We start from the raw sequence: 13,693 nt of genomic DNA on the forward strand, positions 1-13,693 counted from the left end.
TTCGCGGCGAATGCTCGACGGTGTTAAATCGAACTAGAGAATTCTCACAGCTCATGATTTTTGCACTCCGACCGTGGAGTCATAGGAGCAAGCCATGGAGCACGTGGAGCGGCTGAACCCCCAGGAGTGGCTGTTTCTGCAGATGACTCCCAAGGGTGTGCGTTGGTACTCGATCGTCTGTGGTTTCGCAGCGTCGCCGACAGACGGCCCGCACCCTGAACTTGAAGATCTCCGGCGCCTGGCCGCGTCCCGGATCCATTTCGCTCCACCCAGATTCCGGCAGAAGGTCGTCCCAACTCCTCTTGGTGTCGCACCACCTGCCTGGGTTGATGACGCGGATTTTACGATCGCGGACCATGTCCGCGATGCTGGGCTGCCCGAGTCTGCCACCCGGCAGGACTTCCTCGACTTTTGCGCGTACCTGGCCAGCGCGCCGATCGACATGACCCATTCGCCCTGGGATTGCCACCTCGCGCCACAGCTTGCCGACGGGACTACAGGCTTTGTCATCCGCGGCCATCACTGCATGCTCGATGGCGCGAACATGCTGTCGTTCGTCGCGATGTTCGGGGACGTGGCGGCGGAACCGACCACCCCTGGCCCGCCAGAACCCTGGCAGCCGCGGCCAGAGCCGTCGCGCTGGCAGTTGCTGCGCAGCGGTGTCGACCACACGACCCGCCGCGCACTGAACCCCGATGAGAAGAGGAAGCACCACTTCCGGGAGACAGCGGCCTGGAAGCAGGCCTGGGATAGTGTGAAATTGACCGCGACGGCCGCCCGTGACGAGGTTGCACCGTTTGGCAGCCGCACGGTCTTCAATCGCCAGCCGGGCGCCGAGCGCGCGCTCGAGACGGTCCGGACGTCGATGAGCACTCTCAAGTCGATCGCCCACACTTACGGCGCCAAGCTCAACGACGTCGCCGTCGCCGTTATAGCGGAAGCACTCGACCGCTTCTATGCGAAGGTCGGTCGGCGGCCGCCGAAGCATCTGAAGTTGCTCATTCCGATCTCCTATGAACCCCGTGGAGATGAGACGGGTACCGCTCCAGCTGGCGAGCACGTCGCCTTCATGAATGTCGTGCTCCCGCTCGGAACGATGGAGTTCAGTGAGCGGGTTCGCAAGGTTGCGGCGCAAACGAGCGATCACGTTGAACGCGGCATCCCCGAACATCTCGACCACCTGATGGTCACCCTGGGGCGCGACTCTGACCTGCTTTACCGGCTTGCCCAGCGTGTCGTGCAGTCACCGGCGTCGGCGAATCTCACACTGTCCAACGTCCGCGGCCCCAACTTCCCCATCTACTTGCGCGGCGCCAGGGTGACAGAGCTCTACCCGGTCATTCCACTCGGACCGCACCACTCTCTGGCAGTCGGGGTCCTCTCGCTAGAGGACCGACTCTTCTTCGCGACGATCCGGAGCCCACAACCGGATCATGCCCTTGCCCCATTTGACGAATGTCTCCGTGAAGCTGTCGGCGTCGTGGAGGCTGCCGAGAGGAGTCTGATGCCCGATGTCTGACGCGCCACCCGTTGACCCGTCCCTGATCGGAAAGCTCGCTTCACCTGAGGTTCGCCAGAACCCGTATCCCGCCTTCGCGGAGCTTCGCGCTGCCGCACCCGTCGCCCGCGCGATGGAGGACATCTGGATCGTGTCCTCCGCTGACTACGTGGAGGCTGTGCTGAATCAGCCGAACACGTTCTCCAGCGATCTCCGCAACGCGACGGCTGTCTTTCCCACGGCAACCGACGAGGCGCCGGATCCGATCTCACAGTACTCAAAGCACATGATGATATTTTCGGATCCGCCCGCGCATGACAGGCTGCGCGCACTCGTCCACCAGGCGTTCGGTCCGCGTGCCATCAACAAGATTCGCCCGGCCGTGGAAAAACTCGTCGACGAGTTGCTTGATTCCGCGGCTGCCCGCGGCTCAATGGAGGTGATCGAGGATCTTGCGCTCCCGCTCCCAGTAACAGTGATCTGCGAGCTGATGGGTATCGACGAGGCTGACCGGCCAAAGGTGCACGTGTGGGCTGATGTGCTCTCGCATCAGCTCGACAATCTCGCGGCCACGGACCTTGAGCAGCGCCGACGAGCTGACGAAGTCCTGCTCGAGTACGCCGATTATCTGAAGCGGACGTTCGCGGTCCGCCGCGAGAACCCCGGTGATGATTTGCTCAGTGGCCTCGTCCACGCCGAAGAGGAAGGCGCCAAGCTGACGGAAGACGAACTCATCGCGACGTGCGTGCTGTTGCTCGGCGCCGGGCACGAGACCACCGTCGGGATGATCGGAAACGGAACACTGGCTTTTCTGCGACACCCAGATCAGTGGCAGCTCTGGCGGGACAATCTGCAGCTCGGCCGCCATGCCGTCGAAGAGCTGTTCCGGTACGACGGCCCGGTCCGGCTGACGCATCGCGCGACAAAGGCAGGCGCCGCAATCGGTGATTACTCGGTGCCGGAAGGCGACCTCGTTCTCGTGTTGCTCGCCGCAGCGAACCGCGACCCGGCCTGGTTCGAGAATCCAGACCAGCTTGACCTCACGCGCCGCGGGAAACACAACTTCGCCTCCGGTTTCGGTATTCATTTCTGCACCGGCGGGGTCCTGTCACGGATGGAGGTCGAGGTGACCTTCACCAAACTCGCGCAGAAGTTCGAGACCATGGCTACCGACCTCGACCTCGATGAGGTGCCCATGCGCGATGCGATGATGATCTGCCGTCCGCAGCGAGTACCGGTCACTTTGACTTCCTCGTGAGCATCCACCACGTGCTCGTGGTGAGCCATGCCAGAGCTCACCACGTTTTCACGCGTTTCCCCCATCCCGCTGCGAAAACCAGTGCGCCGATGGTGCTCCTCGCGTGCTCACTCACCGCGATGATGGCAGGCCTCGACGGGACGGTGCTGAACGTGGCAGCACCACAAATCTCTCACGATGTTGCAGCTGATCTGTCAGAAGTCCTGTGGATCGTCAACGGTTACTCGCTGGCCTTCGCTGCGCTGCTTGTCACGTTCGGCACCCTCGGCGATTCAATTGGTCACCGGCGCTTGTTCATTGGCGGTGTTGCACTGTTCGTTTTTGGCTCCGTGCTCGCGGCAACATCGGACTCGGTGCCGATGCTGATTGTCGCGCGCGTTCTGTCCGGCATTGGGGCGGCAGCTCAGGCCCCAGCGGGAATCGCTGTCGTCAACGCGGCGTTCCCGGTAGACCGCCGTCCGACGGCTATCGGGATCACCGTCGCTGCCGCCAGTGCCGGACTCGCGGTCGGTCCCGTGATCGGCGGTGCGCTCATCGAACTGTTCACGTGGCGCGCGATCTTCTGGGTCTCGGTTCCGGTCGGGATCATCGCAATAGGTTTGGGCCTGATGTTCGTGGGCGAGACCGAGAAACAGCAGCGAGAATCCTACGACTTCACCGGGACCGTGTTGCTGACGGTGGCTCTGGTCGGAATCATATTTGGTCTGATCCAGCAAAGTCAGGCGGGCTGGCAAGCCGCCGAGGTCATCGCTTCACTCGTTCTCGGCACAGTCTGCGCGATCGCTTTTCTCCGTCACGAGTTACGGTCATCTGAGCCACTGCTGGATCTCGCATTGTTCCGCAACCCTGCATTTCGCAGCCCCATCGTTGTCGGTGCGATCCTCAGCTTCGGTCTGATCTCTGTTTTCCTGTTCATTTCGATCTACTACCAGAGCGTGCGCGGTCTCTCCGCGATCGAGACCGGGTTGCTGTATCTGCCAACGACGGTGATGATCGTCGTTCTGGCACCGTTCACTGGCACGCTCTTGAAGCACGTCGCGCCTCGAACGGTGGTTTCGGCAGGCTTGCTCATTGCCGCGGCCGGGCTGGCGATGTATGCCGGTATCACCCCGATGACGGCGATCGTCTGGCTGGCGATCGCGCAGTTGCTGATCGGTATCGGTGTGGGTCTCGCGTTCCCGCCGCTATCCAACCTAGCGCTCGACGCCGTCGAGAAAGCTCGCGCTGGTCTTGCGATCTCGATCATGAAGACCTCCCGGGAAGTGGTGGGGACACTGGGTTTGGCGGTCATGGGCATTCTCGTCGTCACCTTCGGTGATCGATCGCTGCATTCCGCGGTGGCGGACGCGGGACTGCCACCGTCAGTAGCCGAAACGCTCGCCGGGGTGAAAGTGGTCGGCGATCAGGATGCCGTCCTCGAATCAATTCCCGCAGATGATCGCAACCAGGTCATCCAGCTCATCACCGAGAGTGCCGCCTCAGGGATCGGTACGGCGCTCGCCATCGGTTCCGCGTTGATCGTCATCTGTGCGATCTATGCGTGGCGCACGATCCCCGGATCGGTGGCAGAAAAGGAAGACGCGTAGTTACGGGCCCAGCTGGGTACCGGTCGGCAGCCATTCTGGCGCGGGCACACCAAGATGATCCTGGAGCACTCGCTCGGCCGTCGACAGTGCACCATCGACCCAGCCCTGCATGTCAGACCATGTATCACCGCAGATGTACACACGGCGTCCAGGCAGAGGCGCACGGATCCGCGGCATGATCTCGTAGGAGCGCGCACCAACCCGCCACTGACTCCAGCCTCCACCGTATGGTGGTCGATTCCAGTCCCGGAACGCAGCCCAATACGGCTCCGGCACCGGGCGCCCGTACGCCTGTTGAAGCTTGTTCCGCGCGTCAGCGACCATCTCAATGGGCGCGAGCGCCTCGGAATCCGGCGCCGCAGGCCCGGCGAAGTACGGCCCGCCCCGGTCCGCCTCCGCTTCCCAGTACCACGTCGAGAAGGAGTTGTTGTACGAGGCCAACAGCAAGCCAGGACCGCCGTCACCTTCGTGACCGAAGTAGACCACTTGACGCAACGGCAGATCGGTCGCCAGGTTGCCGTGGTCGCCGGCAATCTCTTCCCACCACGGCTCGTCGAACGCGAGGAACAGTTTGCTGGCAGGTACGGGCGCTACGGCGCTGATGTCGGCTCTCGTTTCGCGCGAGTCGAAAAGGAATGAAGTCTGGTCGAGCGCTTCGATCGCCGCCCGCGGAATAGCCAGGATCACTGCTTGCGCATCGACAGCCGAGATCTCTCCTCCAGTGTCGAGGATGCAGCGCGTGCGGCGTCCGGATGCCCGCTCGAGCGTGATTAGCCGGGTACCTGTAGTGACTGTTCCGCCGGACTTGGTGAATGCCTCGGCGAGGGCGAGCGGCAACGCCTGATAACCGTCGACTGGGGTCCGGTAGTCCTGGGTCACTAGCGATAGCAGGATCTGGATCGCGTCCGCAGCGTTGTAGTCGCGCAAGAACGTCTCATAACCCTCCCCCATCGCGGCGAGCTGAACCGCGTCAGGTGAGAGTGTGTCGTCAAGCAGCGACCGCAAACTCAGGTCGGTGAGGGGCCGTCCCATCACTTCCCTGGACGCTTTGACTGCAGGCCAGTCCGAACGGGAGAACTCCAGGCAGTCGGGAATGTGCTCGATGATCGCACGTCCGATCAGCTCGGTGGGTCCAGCGCCCCGCTCCCCTTCGCGTAGCTGGTACGGCAGGCTGCGACCAGGATCGGACAGTTCTGATACACGCATCGTTGTCCCGCGCAGATGCACCAGATTCTTCTCACTCGTAATCGGGAACGGCCGGGTCGCAAGCCCGAGCGTGTCAATCAGACTGGAAACGATAGTCTGCGACGGCAGGTACCGCATGCCGCCAAGCTCGGCACGCAGATGAGGCGCGCGCGGCGGCACGACTGAGTACAAGCGCCCGCCAAGTCTGCCGGACTGTTCAAACACCTCAACGGTCGGCTCACGCCCCAGGGCTGAACTGGCGCCGCGGGTTCGCAAGCCCCACGCAGCGTACAGGCCGCTCACACCCGCGCCGATCACTGCAACGTCAATTTCACGTACGTCTATGACCGAGTCTCCTGTCCAATCCAGGCAACATCCCGCTGTTCGGCACCGTCGAGCAGCGCGCCACTATGTGTACCGAAACAGCCTCATGGGATCGGCACGCCGTCCCAGCAGGTGTCGCCTTGCATCGCCTCCATCATCCCGACCTTCTTGTCGTGTGCGATTCGCGCGTTGTGGCCGAACTGGAGGAATTGATATAGCTCGGGGATGAGGTCTCCGCGCTCCGCATACAGGTCGCGCACCTTGAGCAGTGCCTTTAATCCTCGCCCCCAGCTGATCTGATGGGTGAGGATCTCGACGACGATGCCCAGGTCAGACTGGGCGATACGGCCCGGCGGCATGACCGTCGGTTCGTCACCAGCACCGTCGACGATCGTGCTGACCATCGCGTTTGCGTCCATCATGCTGGCGCCGTTAGTTGCCCGCGGGTTGCATTCGATGACGCACAGACTCCCGTCATCGAGCCGTTTCCAGTCGAAGGACAGGTGCCCTGAGTAGCCGAGTTCAGCAGCGATCTTTTGTGCGGATCGCAAAGTCTCAGGTACCTCTGCGGTAATGAACCGGACGCCCTCGGCGTGGTCGAGTTTGATCGGGATCTCGTACGTCAGGTGCGCTCCCACCTTGCCGTTCTTGGCCACTGAATAGGAGCAGAGATCTTCACCTTCAATGTATTCCTGCACGAGCCACGGGTTTTCTGCCGTCGGTTCGCAGTCGTCGATCAGCAGGTTCCCCGCTCTCGGACCGGTGTTGGTGAGGAGTTGCAGGGCGCCGCGTGAGAAGGAGGGCCGCGCACAGTATTCGGAGATCTCCGCGGCAGCTTCACGTAGCTCATCCTGGTCTCGCGCGATGATCGTCTTCGGAGCCTTGACACCGATCCGCTCACACAACTCGATGAAGGCCTGCTTCGAATGTAGCGTCCGCAACGGTTCGAAATCGGCGACGAAGACCGGAACCTGCTTTTCGAGTTCGTCCTTGTGCCGTGACAGGTAGAAGCTTTCTTCGAACGTCGGTACGTGTAAGTCGATCTTGTGCTTCTCGTAGATCTTCTTGATTTCCTCGATGTAGCGCAGCGGCTCGTCACGGGGCGCGACGGTCACCTCATCAGCAATGACGTAATGGCTGTGCATTCCTGGTGCATAGGGGATCGAATCGGTTGCGACGACTTCATGCCCCGCTTCGCCGACGCACCGGATGACAGCAAGTGAAAAAGGCATTCTGACGGCGCTGACTAAGACTTTCATAGCGCTCTCCCGCACGATGGCTAGGCGTATGAGACGGTACGAGTGACCTTACTCCCAGCGACCGCAACCCACGCCGAGTTGGTAACAATCACGTGACTACTCGAGGATGACGGTTTTCAGGTCCAGATGATGCAGAACTCGATCGACAACCTCCGGCTTTTGCATGTATGTCAGGACTGCGGTTCCGCGCCAAATTTGCCCGCGATGTCGGAACCATATCCAGGCAGTTGATGGCTGTGCCAAGATGGGAAAGTGAGTTTCTCGGCGGCCGTTTCGGCGCCTGGAAGGTTAGCGCACCGCAGCGCTTCAGGCCGGTGGCGGCCCAGGCCGCTGCCCCTCAATTGACGCGAGCATTCAGCCCATCTCGTGCTCCGTTGTAAGGAGGATTCTCATGCGGATCTGTGTCGACTACACCCGCTGCACGGGGCATGGGATTTGTGAAACCATCGCCCCCTCGGTCTTCGAAGTTGGCGACGACGAGGTAGTCCATCTCGTCGACGAGGACCCACCGGACGATTTGCGGCCCGACATTCAGGACGCGATCGACGAGTGTCCCACCCAGGCCCTGAGCTTCGGCGACTAACCGACTTCACAGCCGGGCGTCTAGCACGCGGCATCTTGTCTAGGGAGGCACAGCGACATGCCGGAGCACCTCGTCATAGTGGGCGCTGCACTTGCGGGCTTGCGGGCCGTTGAGGCTGCCCGGCGGTCTGGTTACAAGGGCGGAGTAACGATGATCGGAGCCGAGTCGCAGGCACCCTACGACCGTCCACCCTTGTCGAAGGAGTATCTCGCGCCGAATGCTGAGAGCGGCGCACCGGAACTGCGGTCGGCGCAGTCACTGCACGACGATTTCGGCGCCGATCTGAAACTCGGTGTGCGCGCTACGGGGCTGAATTGCGCTGCACAACAGGTGCACACCGATCACGGTGCACTTGACTACACAGCGCTGATCATCGCGACTGGATCGGCTGCGCGACCCACACCATGGGGGGACCCGTTGCCCGGTGTCTACACGCTGCGCACTGTCGACGATGCGCGGCGCATCCGCGCCGACCTTGACAACGGCGCGCAGGACATTGTGATCATCGGCGCGGGGTTCATAGGTTCCGAAGCAGCTTCCGCGATGCACAGACGCGGGCTGAAACCAATCATCATCGAACACGCCCCAGTCCCCCTCGCTCATGCTATCGGCGAGGAGATGGGTATCGCATGCGCTCATTTGCACAGGCGCAATGGCACCGAATTGCGCTGCGGCGTCGGCGTCGGCGGCATCGAAGGTGACGACCGGGTGCGCCAGGTCCGCCTCACCGACGGCTCGGCGCTGCCTGCCGACCTGGTTATCGCAGGGATCGGCGCGGCTCCGGCAACACAGTGGCTCGAGGGATCAGAAGTGAAGGTCGACAACGGAGTGATCTGCGACGAGACATTGTTCGCAGGCGCGCCGGGTGTGTACGCCGCCGGTGATGTCGCCCGCTGGCCCAACTCGGTGTTCGAAAAGGTGATGCGCCTCGAGCACTGGACTAACGCCACAGAACAGGGCAAGGCCGCCGCCGTAAACGCCCTCGACCCGGAGAACGCCAAGCCGTTCCAGACGGTTCCGTATTTCTGGTCAGACTGGTACGGCAACCGCCTGCAGTTCGTCGGGATCCCCGAAGCCGACGAAATTCATGTTGCCAGCGGAAGCATCGACTCAGACTGTTTCCTCGCCCTCTACCGGCAGAACAGCAGGCTCGTCGGCGCTCTCGGCCTGAACGAACGCAGACGAGTCATGAAGCTGCGCAGAGAGATCGCCCAGAACATCAGTTGGGGCGACGCAGTTTCCAGCGTCTCCTGAGTTAACCGAGTTTCTGCTTCACCATTGCGGCTACGCGGGAGCCATCCGCCCGTCCAGCCACCTCCGCTGATGCGACCTTCATGACCTGACCCATCTGTCGCATCCCCGGGCGTTCCCCGGTCTCCTGTTCCACTGCGGCAAGCGCTTTCGTCACGACGGCATCGAGTTCTTCGTCAGAGAGCTGCTTGGGCAGGTACCGCGCGATGATGTCACCTTCCGCGCGCTCCTTGGACGCCAGTTCTTCGCGGCCTGCGTCCGAAAATACCGTGGCTGACTCAGCCCGCTTTTTCGCCTCTTTTGTGAGAACTTTGATGATGTCCGCGTCGGTGAGCTCTTTCGCCTCCGTTCCCGATACTTCTTCCGTGCGGATCGCCGCAATCAGCATTCGCAGCGTCGCGGTGGTCGCGGAATCCTTCGCCTTCATCGCCGCGGTCAGATCTGCGCGCAGTTTCGCTTTCAATTCAGCCATAGTGCGCCCTACATTACGCCCCAGCCTGCACATTGAGCGCGAGGCGCGTGCGGTCAGTAGGGTGTCCACAGACCGAACGTATTTCAACAACTCAGGAGGTCTGAATGGGATTCGGCGACATCGTCAACAAGGCGAAGAACCTCGCACAGAAGAGCCCCGACAAGGCGCGTGAGGCTATCGACCGCGTGGAAGACACCCTCGACAGCAAGACCGGCGGGAAGTACGGGGACCAGATCCGCAAGGGCGGTGACACTGTGGAGCAGAATCTCGGCATCGCCGAGGCAGCCAAGGACGCGGAGAAGTCACCTGAGCCGGGCACCGGCACAGCGCCGCAGCAGGGCGTCGAAAACAAGACTGACCAGCCCGAAAAGTAATACCTGAGGCCTCGACTGTTGAGTCAGGTGGCACCGTTTGGCGCCACCTGACTCAACAGCAAGATGAACGATGAGGCTTGGGCTGTCGACTCCACTGTTGACGGTCACCGCACCTAGATTCTTATCCGTAACACAGTGACCAATATAGAAGTTAATGAAAGTTCGTAAACGGCCGCCGGACGTTACGCCCTCGTGATAATTTTCGGGAATGGGGGAACCAACACGGTCACAATCACGCTCTGTCCTGCGCGCTGGGGCCTCGGCCTGCGCTCTCGCACTGATCGTGGCCGGCGCTCCGGCCAGCGCCGACCCGGTTGACGATTTCCTTGAGCTGCACCGGACCGCCGTCGAACGCGCGGACTGTGGGCCGGGGTCAGACCCGGAGCCAGGCTTGCAAGGCCAGGTGCCCGGACCGGACCGCGATAGCGGCCGCAGTGCGCAAGGCTATAACTGCAATCTGAGCCTGGTCGGCCAGCATCAGGGCCCGGGCGCGGGAATCGTCAGTGTCACATACGATCACTGCTCGTACACGGGATCGAACATCCCCATCCCCGAAGAGGTGGGCAGCCCCGGCACCGGCGTGCAGGTCATCGACGCTTCTGATCCCGCCAATCCCCGGCATGTGCGATCACTGCAAGAGCCGCCCATGCTTGCGGGCACGTGGGAGTCGCTCGACGTTCACGAAGGCCGCGGCCTGCTCGCGGGCACGGGTGTCGGAATCCTCGTCGGGGCGGGTGGTTTCTCGATCTACGACGTGTCGGAGGACTGCGCCAATCCACGCCTTCTCAACCATCGCGACGGCACCCAACTTTCGATGCCACTACCGATCACCACCCACGAGGGCGCTTTCTCCCCTGACGGTCAAACCTACTGGGCAGCAGGCACTGTCGGGGGGCAGCTGTCCGCGATCGATGTGAGTGACCCTGCCAACCCACGCGTGATCTGGACGGGTATCACAGGGATCTCGAACCACGGCTTCGGCATCACAGCCGACGGCAACCGCATGTACATATCAACGCTCGCGGGTATTACAGTGCTCGACGTCAGCTCAGTGCAGCGACGCGACCCGTTCCCCGTGGTACCCCACGTGGGCCGCCTGTTCTGGTCTGATGGGCAACTCACCCAGCACACAATCCCCGTCACAGTGGACGGCGCTCCAGTCCTCTTCACTGTCGACGAAGGTGGATCGGGCGGGGTGAAGATCATTGATTCGCGTGACGACCAGAATCTGAAACTCATCAACACAATCAAGCTGGAAGTTAATCTTCCTGAGAATCTCGGATCGTGGGCGCGCGACAATGCAGGTAATGGTGCGTTCGGATACGACGCGCACTACTGCACGGTAGACCGGAAGGTTGACCCGACGGCCCTCGCATGCGGGTGGGTTCAATCAGGTATCCGCGTCTTCGACGTCCGAGATCTGAACAACGTCAAGGAGATCGCGTATTTCAACCCCCCAGCGCAGGTGGGGAAAGCCGGTCAGCTCGTGAATTCCACGCACGCGACGCTCGGCGCGATAGTCGGCCTGCCGCTCATCGGGTCTATCGCGGTGGCGCGTGCCATCGCTGACGGTGACGTTGAACTGCAGGATATCGAGAGCCCACGGGCGCGGTTGCTGGGCATCGATATGTCCGCAGACTGGTGCATGTCACCTCCAGCGTTCCATGGGAATCAACTGTGGGTGACGTGCATGGACAACGGCTTCATGGCGCTGCAGTTCGAGAACGGCGTGTATCCGATCTCATGAGGTCACGCGCTTTGGTGCTCATCGTGGCACTCGTCTTGCTTGCGGGTGGTTTCGCCGCGGGATTCTTCTGGCCCCGAATGGAACCAGGGGCGGAACCCGCCGCAGACAGTGCAGTGCCGCACGCGTTCGGGCCCGTGGAAGTTGGGTTCTCCCAGGACATGGCGATTCACCACCTGCAGGCAGTAGAACTGTGCAACGCACTCGGCGACGATATCGACCCGATGCTGGTCTCACTATGCACGCAGATCCGGACCAGCCAGACGCAGGAAATCGGGATGATGACCGGCTGGCTGGAACTCCTCGATCAGCCACTGGCTTCGAGCGAACCGATGGCGTGGATGCACCACGACAGCGAGCACGAGCATCCGGACCACGGCGGGAGTCGTGACGCGGCGGAGCCTCCCATGCCGGGTATGGCGAGTTGGCTGGAAGTCGACGCGTTGCGGCAGTCCGGCGGTGCGGACGCGGAAGTGCTGTTCCTGCAGTTGATGATTCGCCACCACCAGGGCGGCATCGACATGGCTGGGTACGCCGCGCAGCATGCTTCGGTCCCGGTCGTTCAGCGCCTGGCCACCAGCATGATCAAAGAGCAGAGCCAGGAAACCGCGGTCATGGAGCAACTCCTCCGTGCCCGCGGTGCCGAGCCCCTGCCCTGGCCGTGACCGGCCTCGGCTAGATCCTGGTCAGAGTGATCGGCAGTCCGTCTGTCGGGAATGGCAATGAGCTTGTGTCCCAGTGAACGTCGTATCCTGGCTTCAATTCCAGCCGGTACGTGCGCAACAGGTAGTGCAGGATCGTTTTCACTTCGAGCATTCCGAACTTCATGCCGATGCAACGGTGCGCTCCCCCACCGAATGGCACGAACAAGAAGGGATGCTGCTTGTCTTCACGACGATGCGGGGCAAAACGCTCGGGGTCGAAGCGCGTTGGCTCCGTCCAGTATTCCGGAAGCAAATGATTCACCCACGGATCGACGAGCAGGAACGTCCCCTTGGGGATGTAGAACCCGAGTATTTCAGTGTCTTTTGTGGTTTCGCGCATGAACGCTGGCACTGGCGCCACGAGCCGCAGTGATTCGGAGATCACGTTGTCGAGAGTCATGAGTCCGTCGAGGTAGGACGGAGATACTGGACCATCGTGGGCGGCCACCTCCGCACGGACTTTCTCTTGCCACTCCGGGTGCTTCGCGAGGTGGTAAGCCGTCGCTGTGGCGGTGATGGTGGCGGTGTCATGCGCAGCCATCATCAGGAAGATCATGTGGTTGACGATGTCGTCGTCGCTGAAAGTCTCGCCGTCTTCCGACGTCGCGTGGCAGAGCGCCGCGAATAAATCGCGTGAGTTCTCACGCCGTTTTGCGGGCAGGTGTTCGCGGAAGTAGCTTTCGAGTGTGCGGCGCCCGCGCAGACCGCGTGCCCAGCGTCCGCCTGGCACGGGGTACCGCACGATCGCGGTGCCGCCCCTGACACAGGCGATGAATGCGTCGTTCAGTTTCGTGACGACGTCGTCACTTTGTTTTCCCGCGTCCATGAAGACGCGCGTCGCCACTTCGAGTGTGAGCTGTTTGAGCGTCGGATAGAGCTCGACGTCACCGCCGCGCGTGAATTTCCATACCTGCGCGTCGACGACCTCGTCGGCGACGGCAACATAGCCTTCGAGCCTTTCCTTCGTGAACGCCGCTTGCATGATGCGGCGGTGATACCGGTGCTCGTCCGCGTCGAGAAGCATCAAGCCTCTATGGAAGAAGGCGTCGATCAGGTACCGCCAGCCACCCTGCGTGTAGGTGTTGTCGCGGTTCACCAGGACCGCTTGTGTCGCTTCAGGGCCGGCGATGGCGACCCCACGGCGTCCGAAGACGTTCGCCCACGAAACGGGACCGAGCTGGTTATATCGGCGCATTTGGTACTCAGGGCCGAGGCGCATGAGTTCAAACGTGTGCCCTAGCACCGGAAGCCCTGCATCGCCGAGAACGGGTTTCAGTCCGCTGTCTGCGGGTGGCGTCGCGAATGGCTCGGCGCGCCGATGGTGATGTTCCAGCGTGTCCGCAATGAGGCGCGTGCCTGGAAGCGTCGCGATCGTGGGCTTGTGGCGGGCAACAGCATGTTTGATGTTCTTCGGATTCACGAGCGTACTCATCGCTGGCCTCCCCGTTGAGACTT

General features: G+C 61.9%; 12 protein-coding genes. 8 read left to right on the top strand and 4 right to left on the bottom strand.

Annotation, left to right across the window (positions count from 1 at the left end; translation table 11 throughout):
* Positions 1–94: 94 nt before the first annotated feature.
* The 3 genes from AS9A_RS14050 to AS9A_RS14060 are packed head-to-tail and all read left to right on the top strand — an operon-like array spanning position 95 to position 4,342.
* Complete coding sequence (locus AS9A_RS14050; protein ID WP_013807717.1) at positions 95–1,519, top strand: wax ester/triacylglycerol synthase domain-containing protein; 1,425 nt, start codon at positions 95–97, stop codon at positions 1,517–1,519.
* Positions 1,512–2,756: a cytochrome P450 gene (locus tag AS9A_RS14055; RefSeq protein WP_013807718.1), complete on the top strand. Its 1,245-nt coding sequence runs from the start codon at positions 1,512–1,514 to the stop codon at positions 2,754–2,756. Before AS9A_RS14050 ends, AS9A_RS14055 begins: the two co-directional genes overlap by 8 nt.
* Complete coding sequence (locus AS9A_RS14060) at positions 2,753–4,342, top strand: DHA2 family efflux MFS transporter permease subunit (protein ID WP_041451098.1); 1,590 nt, start codon at positions 2,753–2,755, stop codon at positions 4,340–4,342. Before AS9A_RS14055 ends, AS9A_RS14060 begins: the two co-directional genes overlap by 4 nt.
* Here the strand turns inward: AS9A_RS14060 and AS9A_RS14065 are convergent, their stop codons facing one another.
* Complete coding sequence (locus AS9A_RS14065) at positions 4,343–5,845, bottom strand: flavin monoamine oxidase family protein (protein WP_013807720.1); 1,503 nt, start codon at positions 5,843–5,845, stop codon at positions 4,343–4,345.
* A gap of 110 nt (positions 5,846–5,955) precedes the next feature.
* Positions 5,956–7,110 (bottom strand): ATP-grasp domain-containing protein, encoded by a 1,155-nt coding sequence (locus AS9A_RS14070; protein WP_013807721.1) that lies wholly within the window; start codon positions 7,108–7,110, stop codon positions 5,956–5,958.
* 391 nt (positions 7,111–7,501) lie between these two features.
* Between AS9A_RS14070 and AS9A_RS14075 the strand changes: the two genes are divergently transcribed.
* Together AS9A_RS14075 and AS9A_RS14080 are read left to right on the top strand one after the other, a co-directional pair.
* The gene (locus tag AS9A_RS14075) at positions 7,502–7,693 is read left to right on the top strand and encodes a ferredoxin (protein ID WP_013807724.1); all 192 of its coding nucleotides are present in this window, start codon (positions 7,502–7,504) and stop codon (positions 7,691–7,693) included.
* Between the two features lie 57 nt (positions 7,694–7,750).
* Positions 7,751–8,947, top strand: a complete 1,197-nt coding sequence (locus tag AS9A_RS14080) for an NAD(P)/FAD-dependent oxidoreductase (RefSeq protein WP_013807725.1) — start codon at positions 7,751–7,753, stop codon at positions 8,945–8,947.
* A 1-nt stretch (position 8,948) separates the two neighbouring features.
* Here the strand turns inward: AS9A_RS14080 and AS9A_RS14085 are convergent, their stop codons facing one another.
* Positions 8,949–9,416 (bottom strand): GatB/YqeY domain-containing protein, encoded by a 468-nt coding sequence (locus AS9A_RS14085; RefSeq protein ID WP_013807726.1) that lies wholly within the window; start codon positions 9,414–9,416, stop codon positions 8,949–8,951.
* A 104-nt stretch (positions 9,417–9,520) separates the two neighbouring features.
* Here AS9A_RS14085 and AS9A_RS14090 point away from each other — a divergent pair, with 104 nt between their 5' ends.
* From AS9A_RS14090 to AS9A_RS14100, 3 genes are all read left to right on the top strand, one after another.
* A complete protein-coding gene (locus AS9A_RS14090; protein WP_013807727.1) occupies positions 9,521–9,790 on the top strand; it encodes an antitoxin in 270 nt (89 codons plus the stop codon).
* 208 nt (positions 9,791–9,998) lie between these two features.
* The gene (locus tag AS9A_RS14095; RefSeq protein ID WP_013807728.1) at positions 9,999–11,537 is read left to right on the top strand and encodes an LVIVD repeat-containing protein; all 1,539 of its coding nucleotides are present in this window, start codon (positions 9,999–10,001) and stop codon (positions 11,535–11,537) included.
* Positions 11,534–12,199 (top strand): DUF305 domain-containing protein, encoded by a 666-nt coding sequence (locus AS9A_RS14100; RefSeq protein ID WP_041451099.1) that lies wholly within the window; start codon positions 11,534–11,536, stop codon positions 12,197–12,199. Before AS9A_RS14095 ends, AS9A_RS14100 begins: the two co-directional genes overlap by 4 nt.
* 10 nt (positions 12,200–12,209) lie before the next feature.
* Here the strand turns inward: AS9A_RS14100 and AS9A_RS14105 are convergent, their stop codons facing one another.
* Positions 12,210–13,670 carry a cytochrome P450 gene (locus tag AS9A_RS14105; RefSeq protein ID WP_013807730.1) on the bottom strand — a complete coding sequence of 487 codons (1,461 nt, stop codon included), beginning with the start codon at positions 13,668–13,670 and terminating at the stop codon, positions 12,210–12,212.
* Between the last annotated feature and the right edge of the window lie 23 nt (positions 13,671–13,693).

This window comes from Hoyosella subflava DQS3-9A1, from assembly GCF_000214175.1.
In the GTDB taxonomy this organism is placed as follows: domain Bacteria; phylum Actinomycetota; class Actinomycetes; order Mycobacteriales; family Mycobacteriaceae; genus Hoyosella; species Hoyosella subflava.

What these genes read in the sequence shown, in the direction of transcription:
- AS9A_RS14075 (WP_013807724.1), top strand. Translation starts at nt 7,502, where the DNA reads ATGCGGATCTGTGTCGACTACACCCGCTGCACGGGGCATGGGATTTGT.
- AS9A_RS14090 (WP_013807727.1), top strand. Translation starts at nt 9,521, where the DNA reads ATGGGATTCGGCGACATCGTCAACAAGGCGAAGAACCTCGCACAGAAG.
- AS9A_RS14105 (WP_013807730.1), bottom strand. Translation starts at nt 13,670, where the DNA reads ATGAGTACGCTCGTGAATCCGAAGAACATCAAACATGCTGTTGCCCGC.
- AS9A_RS14095 (WP_013807728.1), top strand. Translation starts at nt 9,999, where the DNA reads ATGGGGGAACCAACACGGTCACAATCACGCTCTGTCCTGCGCGCTGGG.
- AS9A_RS14100 (WP_041451099.1), top strand. Translation starts at nt 11,534, where the DNA reads ATGAGGTCACGCGCTTTGGTGCTCATCGTGGCACTCGTCTTGCTTGCG.
- AS9A_RS14080 (WP_013807725.1), top strand. Translation starts at nt 7,751, where the DNA reads ATGCCGGAGCACCTCGTCATAGTGGGCGCTGCACTTGCGGGCTTGCGG.
- AS9A_RS14085 (WP_013807726.1), bottom strand. Translation starts at nt 9,416, where the DNA reads ATGGCTGAATTGAAAGCGAAACTGCGCGCAGATCTGACCGCGGCGATG.
- AS9A_RS14070 (WP_013807721.1), bottom strand. Translation starts at nt 7,110, where the DNA reads ATGAAAGTCTTAGTCAGCGCCGTCAGAATGCCTTTTTCACTTGCTGTC.
- AS9A_RS14055 (WP_013807718.1), top strand. Translation starts at nt 1,512, where the DNA reads ATGTCTGACGCGCCACCCGTTGACCCGTCCCTGATCGGAAAGCTCGCT.
- AS9A_RS14050 (WP_013807717.1), top strand. Translation starts at nt 95, where the DNA reads ATGGAGCACGTGGAGCGGCTGAACCCCCAGGAGTGGCTGTTTCTGCAG.